The sequence below is a fragment of the Polaribacter sp. SA4-10 genome, assembly GCF_002163835.1.
In the GTDB taxonomy this organism is placed as follows: Bacteria; Bacteroidota; Bacteroidia; order Flavobacteriales; family Flavobacteriaceae; genus Polaribacter.
Window position 1 is genome coordinate 3,057,518 of the sequence record NZ_CP019331.1, and the last position, 22,889, is coordinate 3,080,406.

The following is a 22,889-nucleotide window of genomic DNA, read 5'->3' on the forward strand; positions in this document are numbered from 1 at the left end:
TTGGTAAACATTCTTTTGTTAAAATGATTTTAATACTTTTATAATGGATTAAAACCGATACAATGAAGATTACATTTTTATCATTATTAATGATTACCCTACTTGGTTGTCAGTCTAACGATTTAGTAAAGAAAGATAAAGTCTCGAAAGATATTCAGCAATTAAAAACGTTTCCAAAGTTAGAAAAAGACAGGTATAATGTTGCTTTTTTAATTATGGATGGAACTTTCAATACAGAATTAACTGCACCTTATGATATTTTTCAGCACACTATTTTTAGAAATAACATTAAAGCAATGAATGTTATTACAGTTGCAAATACAGATAAACCAATTACTACTTTTGAAGGAATGCGGATTTTGCCAGATTATAATTACCTGAAAGACGCGTTACCTAAAATTGATATTTTTGTAATTCCTTCTGCAGAACATCATTTAGATTCTGATTTAGAAGATAGCGCTATGATTGACTTTGTGCAAAAAGTAGCCAAAGAGGCAACGTATATTACTTCGCATTGCGATGGCGCTTTTGTTTTAGCAAAGGCGGGATTATTAAAAGACAAAGTGGCTACTGCTTTTCCAAGTGATATTGATAAAATGAGAATAATGTTTCCTGATTTAGACATCAGAAAAAAGGTATTATTTGTACATGATGGAAAATATATTACTTCTGCTGGTGGTGCAAAGTCTTTTGAGGCAGCTTTGTATTTATGTGAGTTTTTATATGGAAAAGAGGTGGCAAAATCTTTAGCTGGAGGTTTGGTTATTGATTGGAATGTTGATACAGTTCCGCATTTAATTGTTGAGTAAATAGTGTTATTTCTTAGCACTGTCATTCAGAGTTTACGGAGCAATCTGTTTTTAATGATGAGGTAGCCACAGTTTACAAAAATGTAAACTTCACAATTACAAATAAAAAGATATAGCAAAAATCAGGAAATAGCTTGTAATAAGTATTTTAATCAATTAAAATTCTTGTATTTTTGCAAAATATGGAAGGCACAAAAAGACATCAACTAACAGACTGGTTACCAACTACAAACAAAGAAGTTAAAATTCGTGGTTGGGAAGAGCTAGACGTAATTTTGTTTAGTGGAGACGCTTATGTAGATCATCCGTCTTTTGGACCGGCTGTAATTGGTCGTATTTTAGAGAGTTATGGTTTGCGCGTGGCAATTGTGCCACAACCAAGTGTAAACGATAATCTTCAAGATTTTGAAAAATTAGGAAAACCTCGTTTATTTTTTGGAGCCACTGGTGGATGTATGGATCCAATGGTGAGTAATTATACGGCGAGTAAAAAGAGTAGAGATAAAGATGCATATACACCAAATGGAGATAAAGGTTTTAGACCCGATTATGCAACTTCCGTATATTCAAAAATATTAAAAGAAAAGTTTCCTGATGTTCCTGTTTTAATTGGAGGAATTGAAGCTTCTTTAAGACGTGTAACTCATTATGATTATTGGTCTGATAAATTACTGCCAACTATTTTAGAAACTTCTAAAGCAGATATGTTGGTGTATGGAATGGGAGAACAACCTTTGCGTGAAATTGTAGAATTAATGCAAAAAGGGGTTCCGTTTTCTAGTTTAAAAAACATTAAGCAAACAGCTGTTTTTATTGATCAAAAGGTTGAAAAATTACCAGTTGTAAATGACTGGGAAGATGTAACAATCAATTCTCATGACGCTTGTTTAAAAGATAAAAAAACATTTGCATCTAACTTTAAAGTGATAGAGCAAGAGTCTAATAAGCTAAAAGCAAGAAGAATTCTACAAGATGTTGAAGGAAAAACGTTGGTGATTAATCCGCCTTTTCCTACCATGACAGAAAAGGAAATTGATGGTTCTTTCGATTTGCCTTTTACACGTTTACCACACCCAAAATACGACAAACGTGGACCAATACCTGCGTTTGAAATGATAAAATTTTCTATCAACATTCACAGAGGATGTTTTGGTGGTTGTAGTTTTTGTACAATTTCTGCACACCAAGGAAAATTTATTGCGAGTAGAAGTCAAGAATCTGTTTTAAAAGAAATAGATAAAGTGGCAAATATGCCAGATTTTAAAGGCTATTTATCTGATATTGGTGGACCTTCGGCAAATATGTATCAGATGAAAGGAAAAGTACAATCTATCTGTGATAAATGTGTTGCACCAAGTTGTATTTCGCCTGTGATATGTTCTAATTTAGATACTTCTCACAAACCTTTAACGGAATTATATCAAGCAGTTGATAAACATCCGAAGATTAAAAAATCTTTTATTGGAAGTGGAATTAGACATGATATGTTAGTGCCTGAATTCAATAAAAATGCAGATCCAAAAGAATTAGATGCGTATACAGAAGAGGTAATGACAAAGCATGTTTCTGGACGATTAAAAGTGGCACCAGAACATACTTCTGATCCTGTTTTAAAGTTGATGCGTAAACCGTCTTTTAAATATTTCCATATGTTTAAAGAGCGTTTTGATAAGATAAATATTAAGAAAAAATTGAATCTTCAGTTGATTCCGTATTTTATTTCTAGTCACCCAGCAAGTGAGGTAGAAGATATGGCAAACTTAGCTGCAGAAACAAAAGATATGGGCTTTCAGTTAGAGCAAGTACAAGGTTTTACACCAACACCTATGACGGTGGCTACGGTAATTTATTACTCTGGTTTTCATCCTTATACTTTAAAACCAACCAGAACTCCGAAAACTAAAAAGGAGCGTGAAGACCAGCATAAATTTTTCTTTTGGTATAAAAAGGAAAATAAAGATTGGATTAAAAACACGCTAAATAAAGTTGGGAGACAAGATTTATTGCAAAAATTATTGCCAGAAAATAATTCTTGGAAAAAGAACAAAAATGCGAAAGAAGTAAAGAATACTTTTGATGATGCAGTTCCGGTTCCTTTTAATAAACGTAAAAAGAAAGTAAGTAGAGCTCCTAAAAGGAGAAGGTAGCTTTAGGTTAATACTAAAAACTTTAAGAAAAGATAGTCATCGTTGTAAAACGATGGCTTTTTTTTTGAATTCAACTCATTTTCTCATCTCCTTCTGATATTATTTTTTCCGTTTTTTAGAGTTTACTACTTCTTAAGAGCAATTATTATCAAGAACTAAAAGGTCATTACTATTTATCTTTCTCTATCCCTTCAAGTACTTATTAAAAAAAGCAATGGTTCTTTCCCAAGATAAACTTGCAGCTTCCTTGTCAAAACGCGGAGTGGTATTATTATGAAAACCATGATTTACATTTGGATAAAAATGCGCTTGATGTTGAATATTATTTTCTTTCAAAACTTTTTCAAAAGCAGGCCAACCCGCATTTACTCTTTTGTCTAATGCTGCATATTGTAATAATAAAGGGGCTTTTACCTTTTTAGCATCCTCATCAGAAGGTTGTCTTCCATAATAAGGAACAGCAGCTTTTAAATCAGGTACTTTTACGGCCATCATATTCGAAATCCATCCACCAAAACAAAACCCAACAACACCTACTTCTCCGTTACAATCTTTATGGTTTTTCAAAAATTCATAGGCAGCAATAAAATCTTCTAACATTTCATTTCTATCTCTTTTTTTCTGCATTGCTCTTCCTTCATCATCATTTCCTGGATAACCGCCTAAAGGAGAAAGTGCATCGGGTGCTAAAGTTACAAAACCTTCTAAAGCAGCTCTTCTGCCAACATCTTCAATATACGGATTTAAGCCTCTGTTTTCATGAACTACAATAATTCCTGGTAATTTATCTTTGTTATCTTTTGGAATTGAAAACAGCCCTTTTATAGCACCTCCACCTTTAGGTGAATTATATGTTATCATTTCAGATTTTAATCGTGGATCATCAGATTGAACCAAAATAGTATCAATATAATTGGGAGAAATAAAACTTAACAAAGCGGGTAATGTTATTGTTCCAACTGCAAATAAAGATAGTTTTTGAAGAAATTCTTTTCTATCCATTTTGTTGTGTGCATAATCATCATACAAATCAAATACTTCTTGACTAATGTCTTCTTTTGTCAGTTTTTTCATAATACCAAGTTTTAAAATTGTTGTTAACTAATTACTCATTAGCTAATTTAATAAAAAAAGGATAATATAAAATGTTAAGATTTTGAATTGATTTATTTACAGCAATCACAATATGGTGATTAAAAACGCAATATTATATCTCTTTTTTCTTTCTATGTTTTCCTCTCGGACCATCACCTTCATGAAGTACAATTTCGGAATGTAATAACTGAGCAGCTTCTGCAGAATCTTTCACTTTAGATGCACTTCGTGCTAACATTTCAGATTCAAACTCAGATAATGCACTTTTTCGTATTCCTGTTTCTCTCCATTGAGATAAAGGTTTACACCCTTTTAATATTCCTCTAGCTAATGATAACGCGTCTAGTAGTGCTTGATTAGCACCTTGTCCTTTAAACGGACTCATTGGGTGGGCTGCATCTCCTATTAGTGTAATTTTAGTTCCTTTTTCTAATAATTCAGGTGCTAATAACTTTCTATCATACACAGGATAACCAGAAATTTGAGCTTCTAGAGTTGCTTCTAAAATTTGTGGAATAGGATCGTGCCACTGAGTTCTTCTATACGCTTCTTCTTTTAACGCTTTTGCTCCTTTAGCGCTCAATTCCTTTGCTTCTTTTTCTGATAAAGGAAAGCTAAGTTGCCACATTACAGTATCTGAGTCATAAGGCATCATGTAGATGCGTTCATTTCCATTTGCAGTTTGAAATACGGTAGCAGAATCTAACAAAGAACTTTCAATATCTTTTAAATTCTTCAAAGGACAAATTCCTAAAATAACAATACAACCTAAGTAACGTAAAGGGGTAATGTCTTCGCCTATTAGGAGTTTTCTTACTGTACTTCTAACGCCATCTGCTCCAACTACAAGATCTGCTTTTGTGCTTTTTATTTGTTTATCTACCTCAAAATTTAACGTTACACCTTCTTCAGATTCTTTAAAACCTAATAATTGATGTCCCCATTTTACAGTGTTATCTCCACTGAGTTGTTCTAACAAAGCGAAGCGTAAAGACTGTCTTGCAATGTGTACATTTTTTCGTTTTGGTGATGCTTTTAAATCTGATCTTCCCCATTTTCTGATTCCCCATTCTCCAATTATTTTTCCATCAGTAGTATGAACTACGTGTCTGGTTGAAGTTACTCCTTCTTTCAAGGAGAGGATCCCAAATCCATTGAGTGCTTTACTTGCTTGTTGTAAAGTGAGTCCGTAACCTTGAGATCGAGCCTCAAAGCCACTATCTCGTTCATACAGCGTAAACGGAATTCCACGATGTAAACAAGCAACAGCAAGTGCTGTTCCTCCAATTCCGCCACCAATAATAGCAATGTGTGGGTAGTTTTCTTTATCAGGTAAAAGATGGTTTGCAGCGCCAACTAAACCAGCTCCTTTACAGTTTAAGCAGGTATACATTTGTCCCTTAGGACGAACAGGAACTGTTCCGTCGCAATTTGTTTTTTCATAGTACTCTAATGCAACTTGGTAGTTGAGGCGCGTTTTCTTTCGAATGCTCTTTTTTCTTTTACCGTTGCCTTTACAGCTTTGGCAAATAACCCAATTTTTATTCTCTACCTTTTCCACCTACCTTTTCTTTATTGTTTTTTTGCTCAGAAAAAAACGAAACTATTTCTTAACAGCAATCATCATATGAGGACTAAATGGTAATAAATATTCATCGTTTTGTGTGAGGTTTTGCAACGCTTTTAACGTTTTAGATTTCTTTTTATCTAACATGTTTGCAAAATATTCGTTGTCTAACCAAATCATTCCTTCAACAGCAAAAAGATTTATAAAGTTGAGGTTTTGCTCTAGAAATTCAGATTTTAATCCTTCTGGTTTATGATAAAAAGCATCCGCTAGTAAAAAAGGAAAATCCTTTGGTGCATCATGAATTCCTGTAGTAAGTTCTTCCTTACACATGTTAAAGAAGGAGTCTGCGTGAATCATTCCATTCATTAAACCAACTACAGTAGAAGCCGTTGCGTTAATTGCAAAGCCTAAAATAATTCCGCCTTTTTTAAGTACTCTTTTTGCCTCAATAATGGCAGCAACTCTATCTTCTCTTTTTTGTAAATGATATAAAGGCCCGTGTAAAATCACCAAGTCGGCAGCATCATTTTTATAAGGTAATTTTGTAGCTTCACCAATAGCCACAGAAAAAGGTTTTTTTAGTTTTTTTGCTCTTTTTTCAGCCAATTTAATATGCTTTAAAACAGGTTCTATTAAATGAACGTGATGTCCTTTGTTAGAAAGCCATTCAGAATATTTTCCTGTTCCTCCACCAACATCAATAATTGTGCTATTTGGTTTAGAAAGATGTTGTTCTATCAATTCTTTAATACGTTCAAACTCAAAAATCCCCATTCCTTTTTCAAGTCTAGTTTCTTCTGAAGCTTTGTTGTAAAAATTGTCTAATTCTTTACTGATAAGTTGTTTGTTTTTCACTTTAAGTATTTAAAAAGATAAAAGTACTTAAATAAAAGTGAAAATAGATTCCTGCTTTTGCTAGAGTGAAAAAAAGGATTGTAAAGAAATGAACGTTTAGTAAATCCCAAAAGATATACTAAACGTTCATTTCTTAAAACCAAACAATAAAAATTATGTGTCAGTTTTTATTTATTTCTGACCTTTTTTAAACCCATAGAGGTTTTGATGTATAAAATCAGTTGGGAATTTATCATCGCCTTTAAAACCAATTTCTATAGTTCCGCTATCTTCTGGTACGTAATCTGTTTTAAAAATATAATCCCAAAGACTTAAGCTAATTCCATAATTCATACCATATTTTCCTTCTGGTAATACATATGCATGATGATATAAATGCATTACAGGGTTATTTATTACATATTTAAATATTCCCCAAGTAATTTTAATATTGGCATGATTAAAGTGACCGATAGTAATGGAAATAAAGTGAACAATATAGGCTTGTTCAGGCTCAAAACCACCAAGAATCATAACTCCAAAAGTTTTTAGAGGTTTGTAAAAGATGTTTTCCATCCAATGGTATCTTAGATGTGCAGCAAAGCCCATTTCTTTCACACTGTGATGTACTTTATGAAATTTCCACAAGAAAGAATATTTATGCAATAATACATGTGTAAACCATTGTACAAAATCAAGAACGATGAAGAAAACAAGTAATTGTAACCAAGGAGCCCAATGTGAAATATCTATAATAGCTAAACTTTTTGCTGTGACATTAAATTCACCAAATAACAAACCTAAAATTTCATAAACCCCACTAATTACAATTGAGAAAATGAAAAAATTGAAAAACATATAAAAGGCATCCAACCAAAAATCACGCCTAAAAATAGACTGATTCTTTCTCCAAGGGAAAGCGATTTCTAAACCCCAAACAAAAAGAGAAATAACAATAAGGCCCCAAAAATAATTTGTGTACCAAGGCACTTCAAAAATTATAGATTTCCATGTCCAATCTACTGTTCCAAAAAAAGCATTTTTAAATGCATCTAAATAATTTTCCATTTTCTTTAATTTTTAATTCTCTAATTTATACCAATCAATATCTTTTAAAATCATGCGCCTTCCTTTTGCTATAGGTGGGTAATTTGCAACTAAATAGTTTACGATAACTTCTTGATTACCTCCTAAATCCCATAGGTTTTGCGTTTTTTGCATCCATTTAATTGTTTCATTCCAGCGCTCAGCATTCATTCTATTTTGTGTTACTAATTTTGCTGAATGACAATTCGTGCAATTGTTAACAACGGTCATTAAGCCTTCTGCATCTAGTAAGCCTGTTCTTATATGTACACCGTTTTCTATTTTATCTTCATCTTCAATTATATCACTATAAATAATAGCCGTTTTTTTAGTCTCAAAAATTGATAATGTGGGGTCGTATACAGTCAAAATTAGTAAAACAGAAGCTATTAATGAAAAAAATAGCGCTAAATAAGCTTTTCTTTCTGCTTTTTTAATTTTTTTTTGAAACTCTTTATCCTCAATCATTAGATAACTTTTACAGCAATTCTATGACATGCATTATTTAAATATCCTTTAGGATTCCAGCCAGGTAATAGCATTGGTTGTGCAACATTATTTGTATCTGTAGCTCTTGCCCAAACTTCATAATATCCTGATTTAGGAAAATTTATTGAAGCAGAAAAATGCTGCCACGCTAAACGATTTATAGGATTTTCTACAGAACAAGTAGTCCATGTAGCGCCAAAATCTATAGAATATTCCATTTTTTTAACCTCTAATTCTCCAGCCCATGCATGACCTCTAATCTTTAGCGCTTTTCCTTCGTTAATGGTAGCTCCTGTTTTAGGATATGTAATTAATGATTTTACTGGCATCGATTCTATAATGCACATGTCTTCATCTTTTACTTTTTCACCTGGAGCAACAGGATTACATGGAATGCGATAAGCCGTTCCAGTCATTTTTGTACCATCATGAATTTTATTTCGAATACTTATTCTATTTACCCATTTTCCAGAAACTGATGCTGGCCAACCACCTGCAACTAAGCGTAAAGGATATCCATGAATTAGCGGAATATCTTTGCCATTCATTTGAAAAGCTAAAATAGTTTCGTCTTGCAATGCTTTTGGCATTGGACAACCTCTAGAAATAGGTTCTTTACTAGGATCTCCACTTAAATGAGTATCTGCTGAATGGTATCCAATATATACAGCATCACTTTTTATACCTGCATCTTCTAGTACATCTTTTAAACGAACACCAGTCCAAGATGCACAATGTACAGCACCAATAGTCCATTGATTTCCTTTTGCTGGTGGATCAAATTCACTTCTACCATTCCCTCCACATTCTAGTGTTAATTGATACGTATGGTGTTTAAATTTTGATTTTAAATCAGCAAGTGAATATGTTTTTTTATTGGTAACAGCTTCTCCATCAATAATAAGTTTCCATTCCTTTGGGTTAATTTCTTCAGGAGTCTTACCATTGTTTCTAATAAACATTGATGCGTTGGGTGTAATTTTATCATCCAGCAAATGAGCTTGCGCTTCAATATTCCAAGGCTTGTCATTTAATACAACCATTCCTTTGTTCTTGTTGAACATTTTAAAAGGATCTGGATCTTGTAATGCTAAAGGAGTATAACCGTCAAGCATTTTAGAACCAAAAACAAGCTCTGTTCCTATAAGTGCGGTAAATGAACTCAATACTGAGTTTTTTATAAAGTTCCTTCTTTTCAAAATAATAAAATTATAAGTGTATATAAATTGTTGAACAATTTACAGCTATTAACTTTTTTTATGTGTAACTTATGTTACATAAAAATAAAAAATATTTTTTTAATATTACATAATTATTAAAATATTAACTTATGAGTTTAATGAAAAAAGATTATGAAACTAGTTTTACTGGTTGGTCGTTTATATTGGCAGCTGTTTTGCTATGGTTTGGTTGGGCGTTATCGTCTCATCATATTGGTGAATATATAGTTGCTTCAGATTTCCCTAAAATAGGAGAGAACGTTTGGTACTGGATATGGATGTATCGTATTCATATTTTTGGTTGGGTTACTATGGGTATTTCAATGTTTGCATTGATGTCTATGACTACAGGTAAACCTTATCGAGTAGTTGTGCTTTCTGGTATAGGAATGATTGTAGTTGGTACTTTTACTTTGGCTATTGCCAACGCCTATTTTTACAATTTTGGTGCTTGGGGTGTTGGACAAACAGCCGGAATGACTGCAGCTGAAATTACTGAATTTATGGATAGTATTTTATTTACAAACCAGTATGTTACTTGTTTTATACGTTTTGGACGTATTTTCTCTGGTGTTGGATTAATACTGTTAGGGTATGCTTTTATTAAATGGAAAATGTTTAGTGCTTGGTTAGGTTGGTTTACAATGTTGCTAGGTTTTATAGCAATGGGTATTATTATATCTATTCCAGATAATTATGAAATTTACAAGCCTGTATTCCATGTTAAAGCTATTTGGTTGTTAACAATGGGTATTGTATTATTATCGAAAGGAATTCATTTACCAAAAGCGAAATCTTAAATTTTATATTTATTCTAATTTAGAAAAAGGGTTTTCTTAAATCTTTTTTCTAAATTATTTTAAGGTAATGTGAGTTGATGAAGTAAAGGTTTATCCACAAACCTTAAAATCTTCTCTCTCTTGAATTTCGCCAACCAAGTTTCCTTCTTTATTAATTACAAAACCACAACAATCTATAAATTCTTGTACACTTACAATAACAGTTTTCAAATAAAGAATAATTAAATAAATGATATTCATAGAAACTACTTACAGAACATTTAGTGGGACAAAAAAAATTATAGAAGTACGACAAAAAAAACAAACACAGTGGGTTATTTATAAAGATGACAGCCCTTCCTATTTTGTTGATTTATACGATTTAGAAAAAGAATCAAACAGTATGATGAATAGCTTAGTTTTATGTGCAAAGAGATCTATCAAAGAAGTTTTAGAGCTTATTAATAAAAAGAATAACATTAACTTATCTGTGCCTAAAATTTCTCGTTTAGGTTTTAAAAAGAAAATAAAATCTGAATTAATAGAGTTAGACCTAGGGCCCATTCCAGAAAAATGGTTAGCTTATTCTTTATGAAACATCAGAATATGAACGCCATTTTTTTATGGTTTTCATTAATCTTTCCGTCATTACTAAGAATGAAGCATTCTTTTTGTCTTAAGAGCTTACTTCTTCCCCCCATTTCTTTGTAATGACTTTTTTTAGTCAATACAAGAAAAACACGCGTATTTATTGCCAATAAAACTCTTATGGTGTGCTGTTTTTTTAATCTTCACATTACAAATGCATTGCTATTCTATGTATAGTTATAGAAACTAGAAGGCATGAAGAAAACTCAATTTAAAATTTATATTTTACAGTTACTTAAAATGAAGTTTTGCCTAATCTTGGGATAGTGAATGTCTTTATTAAAGAAATTAATATTCCTATGGTTTAGGTTGTAATTTTAAGAGAAGATACCTTTACGCCATCTGAAAGTTACATCAAGTAAATACTGTTTTCTAAATGTCTAATACTTATATTATTTGTAACGGATTTTTTGCTGACTTATTTACCGGAGTAGACCATAAGTATAGATAACAGACCTTAAAACTATCCTTATGATTATTACAATATCTAGAAAAGGTATTTACGTTAAAAGATATCACTCACATATTATTTCAAATGTAAAAGACTAACGTGAAGGTTGTGTATTAATTAAATTTTACACTAGTTAAAAATAAATATTTGGTTTAGTAATACTCTATTTCTCGTTCTAAGACGGATGTTGGAATATTGTTCTTATAATCAATATGTATACCCCAATTACTTTCTTTATCAAAGGTCTATTTAAAGGTCTTTTTTCTTTCTAAAGTTCCATCTGAATTATAAATATCAGGTTCAAGTTTATTGTCTTTCTCGTCCAGTTTATAAATTACTCTACACATAATTGATCTGAGGCTAACCCTTTCAATTATATTGCCTCTTTTATCACGTTTGTAAATTGTTTTTCCGCTTAAAACTCCATCTAAATTATAATAAATGGAATGAATTAAATTTCCTTTATCGTCCAGGTTATAATTTTTTTTTCCATAGTATTGTTTCACCTAATTCATAAGAATCGACTTCAATTAGATTGCTATTATTGGTAAAATTTCTTGAAGGTTCATCGTCAAAACTATTATCAAAACCAACACTTCCCTTTTTGATAAAATCAAGTTTATTAACAGCTTCATAGAAAGGTGTTTTTAAATTCTGCAATAGTCACAAATTACTATTAAATAGCGCCGAAGTTATACTTAGAATTCCCCGCTCGTATACAAACCATATGACAAAAATCATTTTATATATCTATCATAAAATTTATTTTTGTTTAAAAATAAATTGCAAATAATAGTGGAAAACATTTCTATAGAATTTACACACACATTTTGTAATACTAAAAGTATTAACATAAAACACAGTTAAGTTCTAAATGGAAAAATTGGCATTTTAAAATCTGCCTTTTTTTCAAGCAACATTGTTTTAAGCTACAAATAGAAACATATTATTAAACATGAAGAAGCTATTATTACTTGTATCATGTCTATTATTACTTGTATCATGCAGTGATAATATAGTAATTGAAAATAATCAATTAGATTGTGATTGGATACATCAAAAATACTCCCAATTAATATTAGATGAAGCGATTAGCAATGGCTATATAATTGGTGATTCATTAAACATAAATACAACAGATATATTTTTACCTGGATTTTTTGAGATAACTTATGATGATAATATCAGGATATTTATTGAAGCAATACAGCTTTACTCATATCAGTATAATAAAGACCTAGAACAATCAAATTGTAAGTAATGAAACATTGAGAAGGAGCTCTCAACAATGCCTTCATTACATATGTTATCAACATTTTAGGTTACTACCTTTTGCACCCAAAAGAGATAATACCCAAATTCACAAAAGATTTAAGTCTTGAAAAAAGAAAAAAAAGTTGCTTACTAAATATTTTTTTTATTAAAAAGGAACAGAAAGAATACGGGTGTAATCGCAACTATACTACTGATTCAATCTGTAGGTAAAATAATAGGCATATTTGTAGCTTTTACAAATATTAGTGCATTAGATGATGCATTGCATTCAATAAAATAAATGCTATGAAAAACAACTTGAATAATCCGAAATAAATTTATTTAATATCCTTACCATATTTTCGGAAATGTGAAGTATGATAAGGATATTATTTATATGATGAAATTAAGATATATAACTTATAAGTTCTGAAGCTACATATTCCTCCTATATTGTCCACCAACTTTAAACAAAGCTTCAGTTATCTGCCCTAAAGAACAGACTTTGGTTGCTTCCATTAATTTGTCAAATAAATTTTCATTCTGAATAGCAGCTTCTTGTAAAATTACAAGCTGCTTTTCAACCTTTTCAAGATTCGCGGTATTCAGCAACTCTTTGGTTTTTATTTGATATTGTTTTTCTTCTTCTGTTGCGCGAATAACTTCTTCTGGCTGAACTGTTGGCGATCCTTTAGAACTTAAAAAAGTATTGACACCAATAATAGGAAATTCTCCATTGTGTTTCAGTGTCTCATAATACATGCTTTCTTCCTGTATTTTAGAGCGTTGATACATGGTTTCCATTGCGCCTAAAACACCACCGCGTTCCGTAATTCTATCGAATTCTAATAAAACTGCTTCTTCAACTAAATCGGTTAATTCTTCAATTATAAAAGCACCTTGTATCGGGTTTTCATTTTTTGTTAATCCTAACTCTTTGTTAATAATCAACTGAATAGCCATGGCTCTTCTTACAGATTCTTCCGTTGGCGTTGTAATGGCTTCATCATACGCATTTGTATGTAAAGAATTACAGTTATCGTTAATCGCATATAAAGCTTGCAGCGTAGTTCTAATATCATTAAAGTCAATTTCTTGCGCGTGTAAAGAGCGTCCAGAAGTCTGAATATGATACTTTAACATTTGTGCCCTTGGGTTTGCGCCGTACTTGTTTTTCATCGCTTTTGCCCAAATTTTACGAGCAACTCTACCAATTACAGAATATTCTGCGTCAATTCCGTTTGAAAAGAAAAAAGACAAGTTTGGACCAAATTTATTAATGTCCATTCCACGACTTAAATAATACTCAACATACGTAAAACCGTTAGACAATGTTAATGCCAATTGTGTAATTGGGTTAGCACCAGCTTCAGCAATATGATATCCAGAAATAGAAACCGAATAAAAATTTCTTACTTGTTTTTCAATAAAATACTCTTGAACATCACCCATTAAACGAAGTGCAAATTCCGTAGAAAAAATACAGGTATTTTGAGCTTGATCTTCTTTTAAAATATCTGCTTGTACAGTTCCTCTAACTTGAGTTAAAGTTGCTGTTTTTATTTGTTGATATACTTCTGAAGGTAAAATCATATCTCCAGTTAAACCTAAAAGCATCAAGCCTAAACCATTATTTCCTTCAGGTAATTCCCCTTGATAAACAGGTCTTTCTAAACCTTTATCATCATAAATTTCCTTGAATTTTGCTTCAACTTGTTTCTCTAATTTGTTTTCTGTAATGTATTTCTCACAATTCTGATCGATGGCTGCATTCATAAAGAATCCTAACAACATAGGTGCTGGTCCGTTTATGGTCATAGAAACCGAAGTCATATGATGACTTAAATCAAACCCAGAATATAATTTTTTAGCATCATCTAAACAGCAAATTGAAACTCCTGCATTTCCAATTTTACCATAAACATCTGGTCTGCGTCCCGGGTCATTTCCGTATAAAGTAACAGAATCAAAAGCCGTTGAAAGACGTTTTGCGTCCATCCCTAAACTTACATAATGAAATCTGCGATTCGTTCTTTCTGGTCCACCTTCACCAGCAAACATTCTGGTTGGGTCTTCACCGGTTCTTTTAAAGGGATACAATCCTGCTGTGTAAGGAAATTCTCCAGGAACGTTTTCTTGTAAATTCCAACGTAATAAATCTCCCCAAGCTTGATACTTCGGTAAACTTATTTTAGGCACTTGTGTGTGTGACAGCGACTCACTGTGTGTTTCTATCTTTATTTCTTTATCACGAACTTTAAACGTGTAAATAGGGTCTTTGTATTTCTGAACTTTTTCTTCCCAGTTTAAAATAACTTCCCAGTTATACGGGTTTAAATTCAGTTTTATTTTTTCAAATTGCGCAAAAAGCAACTTTAAAAACTCTTTGTCACCTTCAGGGATTTCGAGAGCGAAAATTTCATCAGAATTTAATCCTGATTTTATAAGGAGAGATGGCTTTGTTTCTTGCAATGATGAATTGCTTTCGTTTTCAGTTAACGATAAAATTGTTTGATAAACGCCATATAATTTTTGAGCAACAACAACTTGTTCATTAACTTTTTGATCATAGCCTCTATTGCTTTCTGCAATTTCAGATAAATAACGAACTCTTGCAGGCGGAATTACAAATATCTTTTCAGACATTTCTTTTGTAATTTCCATAGTAGATTTTAAATCTATACCTGTTTTTTCAACCAATTTATCCATAATACTTTTATACAAAGTATTCATTCCTGGATCATTAAATTGAGATGCAATTGTACCATATACAGGTAAATCATCTTGATGAATATGCCACAGATTATTGTTACGCATATATTGCTTTTTCACATCTCTAACAGCATCTAAAGCACCTCTCTTATCAAATTTATTGATGGCAACCAAATCAGCATAATCAAGCATGTCAATCTTTTCTAATTGCGTTGCGGCTCCAAATTCAGGAGTCATTACATACAAAGAAGTATCAGAATGTTCTATAATTTCTGTGTCGGATTGGCCAATTCCTGAGGTTTCTAAAATAATTAAGTCAAATTCAGCAGCTTTTAAAACTTGTACCGCTTCGTTTACATACTTAGACAATGCTAAATTAGATTGACGCGTTGCTAAAGAACGCATATAAACACGAGGATTATTAATGGCATTCATACGAATTCTATCTCCTAAGAGTGCACCACCTGTTTTTCTTTTTGATGGATCAACAGAAATTAAACCAATCGTTTTTTCTGGAAAATCAATTAAAAAACGACGGACTAATTCATCAACTAAAGAAGATTTTCCTGCACCACCAGTTCCTGTAATTCCTAAAACAGGCGTTTTAGAATCTTTATTTTTAGTATGAATCTTCTCTAAAGTCTCTTTTGCTACTTCAGGGAAATTTTCTGCAGAAGAAATGACTCTTGCAATGCTTCCAATTTCTTTTTTTGATAAATCATCTAGAGAAACGTTTAGTTTATCTCCAAGAGCAAAATCAGATATGGATACTAAATCATTAATCATTCCCTGCAAACCAAGTGCACGACCATCATCAGGAGAATAAATTCTTGTAATTCCATACGCCATTAATTCTTTGATTTCTTCTGGAAGAATGACACCACCACCACCACCAAAAATTTTGATGTGAGTTGCACCTTTTTCTTGCAATAAATCATACATATATTTAAAGTATTCATTATGACCACCTTGGTAAGAAGTAATTGCAATAGCATTTACATCTTCTTGAATGGCACAATTTACCACTTCTTCTACGCTTCGGTCATGACCTAAATGAATGACTTCAACTCCTGTAGATTGTATAATTCTACGCATAATATTTATAGCAGCATCATGGCCATCAAACAGCGCAGCAGCAGTTACAATACGTACTTTATATTTAGGTTTGTAAGTTTTTATTTGTTCCATTCGTAATAAATGTTTGATTTTAGGCTTGCAATTTACGAAAATCTTAAAAAAAAATGCAAATCTTTATCGGTTTATAAATATACTTATCACAAAAGAAATATATTTGTAAGACGAATACTTTCTAAATTTTTGATATGACTTTTAAAGAACAAGTTCAACAAGGAATTCCAGCTATTTTACCCAATAAAATTACCTATGATTTATCAATAAATCATGCGCCAAAACGAAAAGATATTTTATCTGCTGATGAAAAAAAGTTAGCGTTAAGAAATGCATTGCGTTATTTCGATAAAAAACATCATGAAGTTTTATTGCCTGAATTTACAGAAGAGTTAGAAAAATATGGACGAATTTATATGTATCGTTTTCGTCCAGATTACAAAATGTTTGCAAGAGATATTAATGAATATCCTGGAAAATCTGAACAAGCGAAATCTATTATGTTAATGATTCAGAATAATTTGGATTATGCAGTTGCGCAACATCCACATGAATTGATAACTTATGGAGGAAATGGAGCCGTTTTTCAGAATTGGGCACAATATTTATTAACAATGCAGTATTTATCAGAAATGACAAATAAGCAAACGTTAACAATGTATTCTGGGCATCCAATGGGGTTATTTCCATCCAATAAAAATGCACCAAGAGTTGTAGTAACAAACGGAATGGTAATTCCTAATTACTCAAAGCCAGATGATTGGGAAAAAATGAATGCTTTAGGAGTTTCTCAATATGGACAAATGACTGCAGGAAGTTACATGTATATTGGTCCGCAAGGAATTGTTCATGGAACAACAATTACAGTTTTAAACGGATTTAGAAAAATTAAAAAAGAACCAAAAGGAAATTTATTTGTAACCTCTGGTTTAGGAGGAATGTCTGGAGCACAACCAAAAGCAGGTAATATTGCAGGTTGCATTACTGTATGTTCTGAGGTAAATCCTAAAATTACACAACTTCGATTAGATCAAGGTTGGATTGATGAAAAAATCACTGATTTAGATAAATTAGCTGCTAGAGTAAAATTAGCAAAAGAGCATAAAGAAACTGTTTCTATTGCTTATTTAGGAAACATTGTTGATGTTTGGGAGAAGTTTGATACAGAAAATATCTTTATTGATTTAGGAAGTGACCAAACCTCGTTGCATAATCCTTGGGCGGGAGGGTATTATCCCGCTGATATTTCTTTTGAAGAATCAAATATAATGATGGCTGAAAATCCGGAATTATTTAAAGAAAAAGTTCAGAAAACGCTAAGAAGACATGCTTCTGCAATTAATAAACATACAGCAAAAGGAACCTATTTTTTCGATTATGGAAATGCTTTTCTATTAGAAGCAAGTAGAGCAGGAGCAGATATAATGTCCGAAAATAAGATTGATTTTAAATACAATAGTTACGTACAAGACATAATGGGACCCATGTGTTTTGATTATGGTTTTGGTCCTTTTAGATGGGTTTGTGCTTCTGGAAATCCTGAGGATTTAGCAAAAACTGATAAAATTGCTTGTGAAGTTTTAGAGAAAATTAAAAAGCATTCACCTAAAGAAATTCAGCAACAAATGACTGATAATATTCAATGGATAAAAGGCGCTCAAGAAAATAAATTGGTTGTTGGTTCTCAAGCAAGAATTTTATATGCAGATGCAGAAGGAAGAATGAAAATTGCAAAAGCATTTAATAAAGCCATTAAAAAAGGTGAAATTGGTTTAGTAGTTTTGGGTAGAGATCATCATGATGTTTCAGGTACAGATTCACCTTACAGAGAAACATCAAATATTTATGATGGTTCTAAGTTTACAGCAGATATGGCAATTCAGAATGTAATTGGAGATAGTTTTAGAGGAGCAACTTGGGTTTCTATTCATAATGGTGGTGGCGTTGGTTGGGGAGAAGTTATTAACGGAGGGTTTGGCATGCTTCTTGATGGTTCTAAAGCAGCATCAAAACGTTTAGAATCAATGCTTTTCTGGGATGTAAACAACGGAATTTCAAGGAGAAGTTGGGCAAGAAATAAAGAAGCAATGTTTGCTATTAAAAGAGCAATGAAAGCGGAGAAAAACTTGCAAGTAACACTTCCTAATTTAGTTGATGATGCTTTAATTAATTCAATAATTTAAATAGATCTATTATGAAAAAGTTAGTAATGTTGGTTTTTGGTATGATTTTAATCACTTCTTGTAGCGCTATAAAAGTAGCTACAGATTATGATTCTAAAGCAGATTTTAACAAATACAAAACTTTTGCATTTTATAAAACAGGAATTGATAAAGCAGAAATTTCTGACTTAGATAAAAAACGAGTTTTAAGAGCTATAGAAAGTGAATTAGTAGCAAAAGGATTTACAAAATCTGATACCCCAGATATGTTAGTAAGTATTTTTACAAAATCTAGAGAGAAAGTAAACATCAACCAAAATAGAAATTTTGGTTATTCTTTTGGTTTTGGCTGGAATCCATTTATGTATGGAAATATGAATACCGTAAATGTTTCTCAATATACAGAAGGAACTTTATTTATTGATTTTATTGATAAAGAAAAGAAAGAATTAGTTTGGCAGGGAATTGGAACTGGTGCTTTAAAAATTCAAAACAGAGAAAAGAAAGAAGCAAGAATTAAAGAGTTTGTAAAGGAAATTATTTCAAGATTTCCTCCAGGTCAAGAAGAAAAGTAAAAGTTAAAAAGCGTTCTTATGAACGCTTTTTTTATGAATTAAAAAACTATTTTTGTAAAGTGTATAATAAAAGAATAGCATTAGAAAAAGATGATTATTATCTGAACGAACAAGGTTTTCGTGTTTTTACAGAAAAATATCATTTAAAAAGAGGGCATTGTTGCAAAAGTGGTTGTAAACATTGTCCTTATGGTTATGATAAAAAAACAGATAGTTTTAAATAAAATTGTGACGTATCAATAAAAAAGGGTTCAAAGAGTCAAAGGATAGATTAAAAAAATGATAAAAAGAATTTTAGTATTCGTTATTGCAATTCAGTTTGCTGGTTGTGCAGAGTTACAGAAAGTAGTTAGTCAATTACCAAGTGGCGGGGCTTTAAGTCAAGAGCAAATTGGAAATGGATTAAGACAAGCTTTAGATAACGGAATTAAAAATCAGGTTTCTAAATTAACGGCTTCAAATGGTTTTTATAAAAATGAAATGGTAAAAATTTTATTGCCAGAAGAATTACAAACTTTAGATAAAGGTTTGCGTAAAATTGGTTTAGGTAATTTGGCAGATGAAGGTATAAAAGTTTTAAATAGAGCAGCAGAAGATGCGGTTAAAACTGCAACTCCAATATTTGTAAATGCTGTAAAAAACATGTCTTTTAATGATGCTAAAAACATACTTTTAGGTGATGAAAATGCAGTAACAAAATATTTAAAAAATAAAACTTCAACAGCATTATATAGTGAGTTTACACCGGTCATTAAAAATTCATTTGGTAAAGTTGGTGCAGATAAAGTATGGTTAAACTTAATTAGCAAGTACAATTCTATTCCTTTTGTAACAAAAGTAAATCCAGATTTAACAGATTACGTTACAAACCAAGCTTTAAAAGGGGTGTTTACAATGATTGAAGTTGAAGAAAAAGGAATTAGAGAAAAGGCAGGTTTAAGAAACACTGCTTTATTGAAGCAAGTTTTTGCATTGCAAGATAATAAGTAAAACATGTGTTTTTAGAAATAATAGAACCTGCATTTTATCATGTAGGTTTTTTTTGTCTATTTATTTTTAGATTATATAAATAAATTGTGTATATTTAAGTGTTTTATAACCCTAATTATGTCACGTTTAAATCAACTACACAGCTACAAAAAACATCTTGAAGATAGATATAATAGACTTTTAGAAAAGTCGAATGACTATCGTTTTGTAGATGAGTCTATAAGTGACTTTGCTGCTTATAAAGCGATGAAAGTTTTAAGTAAACTAAATAAAGTTAATTATTTAGATAGAGAACTTCCTGTATAGTAATTATGTCTTTCTTTTAAATTCTGAAGATTATTAAGTGCATTTTAAGTTTTTTGTATTGTTTCTGTATAGGTGCCTTTTAACTTTTTGATGGAAAGAAGAAGTAGATTTGTTGAAATTAGTTAATCAACAAATCACTCTATATGCGTTATTCTTTATTTCTATTGCTATTCAGTATTTTTTCATTTAGTCAAACTGTTGAAGATGATTTTGAAGGAAATGGTACCATTAGTTCATGGTTTGGAGATGATTGTGGTATCTCAACTGAGTCTTCAAATCTATATAAAGAAGGAATTAATACTTCGAATACCGTTTTAAAATATTCAGATACTGGAGAAGCTTATGCAAATGTTAGATTTGATGTTCCTATCAATTTTAATTTATCTGATGATTATACTTTTTCTTTAAAAATATATGTTCCTTCAAATGATATTACAGGAACAGAAACAAATCAAATTTCTTTGAAATTACAAGATGGAAAAATTGGTGCTCCTTGGTCTACACAAAGTGAAATAATTAAACCTCTTGTTCTTAATGAATGGCAAACAATTACTTTCGATTTTAAAAATGACAACTATATTAATTTAGATTCAGGTTCAATAGCACCAACATCTAGAAATGACTTTAATAGAGTAGTAATACAATTAAATGGAGAAAATAATTCCAGCAACATTATTGCTTATATAGATGATGTTCTATATGATGGAATACTTAGTGAGGAAGATAATAATTCTAGTTCAGATTCAATATTTAATAATTTAGTTTGGTCAGATGAATTTGATGGAAATGGGGCGATAGATTCTAGTAAATGGTTTCATCAAACGCAATTACCAAATGGAGGAAGTTGGTATAATGGCGAAGTTCAGCATTATACAGATAGAATAGAAAACACTTTTAAGGACAATGGTATTTTAAACATTGAAGCAAAAAAAGAATCCTACAGAAATCAAGGAGTGACAAAAGAATATACATCAGCAAGATTAAATTCAAAGTTTGCTTTTAAATATGGACGTATAGAAGTAAAAGCAAAATTACCAACAGGAGTTGGAACTTGGCCAGCAATTTGGACACTGGGTAAAAATATTAATGAACCTGGAGGGTATTGGTCAAGTGAATTTGGTACTGCTAATTGGCCAGCATGTGGAGAAATTGATATTATGGAACATTGGGGAAGTAATCAAAATGTTGTTCAAAGTGCAATGCATACACCTTCTAGTTATGGAGGAACAGTAAATCATGGAGGGCAAACTATTGCTACAGCATCTAGTGCTTTTCATGTGTATAGTTTAGATTGGTCATCAGAAAAAATGGTTTTTAAAGTTGATGGGGTTACTCATTATATATACAATCCAGAAAATAAAGACGCAAGTACTTGGCCTTTTGATGCAGAACAATATTTGTTATTAAATGTTGCCATTCAGCCTAGCATAGCAAGTTCTTATACAGCAGATGCTATGGAAATAGATTATGTACGCGTGTATCAAGAGTCTACGGCATCTTCTACTAGCTCTAATTTAGAGGAAGTGAGTATTTATCCAAACCCTATAAACGATAAATTAACAATAAAAATTCCAAGTTTATTTGTTGGAGCTAAGGCAACAATTTATAACCTTACAGGAAGTAGGGTGAAAACTTTTTTTATAGACCAAAAGACGAAGGCTATCGATTTTTCTAGTTTTAAAAAAGGTGTTTATTTTTTAAAGTTAGAAGGTGGTGTTAAAGTAGAAACCTTTAAGATAATTAAAAATTAAGTTTTCTAAACTTCATCTAAAATAATAGCCATTTCTTTTTGTAGTTCCTCTGCTTTTATAGCTGCTTTATTTGCGAAATCTTCATTTTTTGAAGCATAAATAATTCCACGAGAAGAGTTTATTAATAAGCCAATATTTTCTGATAAACCATATTTACAAACATCTTGTAAATTACCTCCTTGAGCACCAACTCCAGGAACTAATAAAAAAGAAGTAGGAACAATTTTTCTAATTTCTTTAAAATACTCCGCTTTTGTAGCGCCAACAACATACATTAAGTTTTCTGAGTTTTTCCAGTTTTTAGACGTTTCTAATACTTGTTTATATACTTCTTTGCCATCTATTTTTTTTGTTTGAAAATCAAAAGCACCTTCATTAGAAGTTAACGCCAACATAATGGTATGTTTGTTTTCAAAAGCTAAAAAGGGCTCAATAGAATCTTTTCCCATATAAGGAGCAACAGTTACAGAATCAAAAGCTAAATCCTTAAAAAATGCTTTTGCATACATTGTAGAGGTATTACCAATATCGCCACGTTTTGCATCAGCAATTGTAAAAATTTCTGGGTAATTTTTGTTGATATAATTAATTGTCTTTTCTAGAGATTGCCAACCTTTTATACCATAAGCTTCGTAAAAAGCGGTGTTAGGTTTGTAAGCAACACATAAGTGATGAGTAGCATCAATAATAGCTTTGTTAAATTTAAAAATAGGATCTTCTTCTTTTAATAAGTGAGCAGGAATCTTATTTAAATCTACATCTAAACCAATGCATAAAAATGATTTTTTTTTCTTAATTTGAGCTACTAGTTGTTGTGTCGTCATTTGTTAGTTATAAGTATTGCAAAAGTACTTAAATTTGCGGTTTATTTATAGTTCATTTT

At 31.3% G+C, this 22,889-nt stretch carries 20 protein-coding genes; 11 read left to right on the plus strand and 9 right to left on the minus strand.

The window, feature by feature from the left end; genetic code table 11:
* Nucleotides 1–62: 62 nt before the first annotated feature.
* Nucleotides 63–809, plus strand: coding sequence for a DJ-1/PfpI family protein (locus BTO04_RS13355; RefSeq protein WP_232455906.1), 747 nt, complete (start codon nucleotides 63–65; stop codon nucleotides 807–809).
* A gap of 182 nt (nucleotides 810–991) precedes the next feature.
* The gene (locus tag BTO04_RS13360) at nucleotides 992–2,956 is read left to right on the plus strand and encodes a YgiQ family radical SAM protein (RefSeq protein ID WP_087564973.1); all 1,965 of its coding nucleotides are present in this window, start codon (nucleotides 992–994) and stop codon (nucleotides 2,954–2,956) included.
* 183 nt (nucleotides 2,957–3,139) lie between these two features.
* On the opposite strand, the gene BTO04_RS13365 is transcribed toward BTO04_RS13360, so the two are convergent.
* From BTO04_RS13365 to BTO04_RS13390, 6 genes are all read right to left on the minus strand, one after another.
* Nucleotides 3,140–4,030 (minus strand): dienelactone hydrolase family protein, encoded by an 891-nt coding sequence (locus BTO04_RS13365; RefSeq protein WP_087564974.1) that lies wholly within the window; start codon nucleotides 4,028–4,030, stop codon nucleotides 3,140–3,142.
* 133 nt (nucleotides 4,031–4,163) lie between these two features.
* Nucleotides 4,164–5,612: an NAD(P)/FAD-dependent oxidoreductase gene (locus tag BTO04_RS13370; protein ID WP_087564975.1), complete on the minus strand. Its 1,449-nt coding sequence runs from the start codon at nucleotides 5,610–5,612 to the stop codon at nucleotides 4,164–4,166.
* A gap of 42 nt (nucleotides 5,613–5,654) precedes the next feature.
* Entirely contained in the window at nucleotides 5,655–6,476 is an 822-nt protein-coding gene (locus BTO04_RS13375; RefSeq protein ID WP_087564976.1) for a class I SAM-dependent methyltransferase, read from the minus strand.
* A 171-nt stretch (nucleotides 6,477–6,647) separates the two neighbouring features.
* Nucleotides 6,648–7,523 (minus strand): sterol desaturase family protein, encoded by an 876-nt coding sequence (locus BTO04_RS13380; protein WP_087564977.1) that lies wholly within the window; start codon nucleotides 7,521–7,523, stop codon nucleotides 6,648–6,650.
* Between the two features lie 12 nt (nucleotides 7,524–7,535).
* Nucleotides 7,536–8,009 (minus strand): monoheme cytochrome C, encoded by a 474-nt coding sequence (locus BTO04_RS13385; RefSeq protein ID WP_087564978.1) that lies wholly within the window; start codon nucleotides 8,007–8,009, stop codon nucleotides 7,536–7,538.
* Complete coding sequence (locus BTO04_RS13390) at nucleotides 8,009–9,229, minus strand: sulfite oxidase (RefSeq protein WP_087564979.1); 1,221 nt, start codon at nucleotides 9,227–9,229, stop codon at nucleotides 8,009–8,011. Before BTO04_RS13390 ends, BTO04_RS13385 begins: the two co-directional genes overlap by 1 nt.
* Before the next feature lie 131 nt (nucleotides 9,230–9,360).
* Between BTO04_RS13390 and BTO04_RS13395 the strand changes: the two genes are divergently transcribed.
* Together BTO04_RS13395 and BTO04_RS13400 are read left to right on the plus strand one after the other, a co-directional pair.
* Entirely contained in the window at nucleotides 9,361–10,050 is a 690-nt protein-coding gene (locus BTO04_RS13395) for a hypothetical protein (RefSeq protein WP_232455907.1), read from the plus strand.
* Nucleotides 10,051–10,279: 229 nt separating this feature from the next.
* Entirely contained in the window at nucleotides 10,280–10,624 is a 345-nt protein-coding gene (locus BTO04_RS13400; protein ID WP_087564980.1) for a hypothetical protein, read from the plus strand.
* Nucleotides 10,625–11,602: 978 nt separating this feature from the next.
* Here the strand turns inward: BTO04_RS13400 and BTO04_RS13410 are convergent.
* Entirely contained in the window at nucleotides 11,603–11,788 is a 186-nt protein-coding gene (locus BTO04_RS13410; protein WP_087564982.1) for a hypothetical protein, read from the minus strand.
* Between the two features lie 295 nt (nucleotides 11,789–12,083).
* Between BTO04_RS13410 and BTO04_RS13415 the strand changes: the two genes are divergently transcribed.
* A complete protein-coding gene (locus tag BTO04_RS13415) occupies nucleotides 12,084–12,389 on the plus strand; it encodes a hypothetical protein (RefSeq protein ID WP_087564983.1) in 306 nt (101 codons plus the stop codon).
* Nucleotides 12,390–12,817: 428 nt separating this feature from the next.
* Here the strand turns inward: BTO04_RS13415 and BTO04_RS13420 are convergent, their stop codons facing one another.
* Nucleotides 12,818–16,282 carry a methylmalonyl-CoA mutase family protein gene (locus tag BTO04_RS13420; RefSeq protein ID WP_087564984.1) on the minus strand — a complete coding sequence of 1,155 codons (3,465 nt, stop codon included), beginning with the start codon at nucleotides 16,280–16,282 and terminating at the stop codon, nucleotides 12,818–12,820.
* Nucleotides 16,283–16,416: 134 nt separating this feature from the next.
* Between BTO04_RS13420 and BTO04_RS13425 the strand changes: the two genes are divergently transcribed.
* From BTO04_RS13425 to BTO04_RS13445, 6 genes are all read left to right on the plus strand, one after another.
* Nucleotides 16,417–18,405, plus strand: a complete 1,989-nt coding sequence (locus tag BTO04_RS13425; RefSeq protein ID WP_087564985.1) for a urocanate hydratase — start codon at nucleotides 16,417–16,419, stop codon at nucleotides 18,403–18,405.
* Between the two features lie 11 nt (nucleotides 18,406–18,416).
* Nucleotides 18,417–18,959 (plus strand): DUF4136 domain-containing protein, encoded by a 543-nt coding sequence (locus BTO04_RS13430; protein WP_087564986.1) that lies wholly within the window; start codon nucleotides 18,417–18,419, stop codon nucleotides 18,957–18,959.
* Nucleotides 18,960–19,018: 59 nt separating this feature from the next.
* Nucleotides 19,019–19,183 (plus strand): DUF5522 domain-containing protein, encoded by a 165-nt coding sequence (locus tag BTO04_RS15395; protein ID WP_198342068.1) that lies wholly within the window; start codon nucleotides 19,019–19,021, stop codon nucleotides 19,181–19,183.
* Between the two features lie 55 nt (nucleotides 19,184–19,238).
* Nucleotides 19,239–19,949: a DUF4197 domain-containing protein gene (locus BTO04_RS13435; protein WP_087564987.1), complete on the plus strand. Its 711-nt coding sequence runs from the start codon at nucleotides 19,239–19,241 to the stop codon at nucleotides 19,947–19,949.
* A gap of 117 nt (nucleotides 19,950–20,066) precedes the next feature.
* Nucleotides 20,067–20,255, plus strand: coding sequence for a hypothetical protein (locus BTO04_RS13440; protein ID WP_087564988.1), 189 nt, complete (start codon nucleotides 20,067–20,069; stop codon nucleotides 20,253–20,255).
* A gap of 143 nt (nucleotides 20,256–20,398) precedes the next feature.
* Nucleotides 20,399–22,006 (plus strand): family 16 glycosylhydrolase, encoded by a 1,608-nt coding sequence (locus BTO04_RS13445; protein ID WP_087564989.1) that lies wholly within the window; start codon nucleotides 20,399–20,401, stop codon nucleotides 22,004–22,006.
* 5 nt (nucleotides 22,007–22,011) lie between these two features.
* On the opposite strand, the gene pyrF is transcribed toward BTO04_RS13445, so the two are convergent.
* Complete coding sequence (pyrF, locus tag BTO04_RS13450) at nucleotides 22,012–22,830, minus strand: orotidine-5'-phosphate decarboxylase (protein ID WP_087564990.1); 819 nt, start codon at nucleotides 22,828–22,830, stop codon at nucleotides 22,012–22,014.
* Nucleotides 22,831–22,889 lie beyond the last annotated feature (59 nt).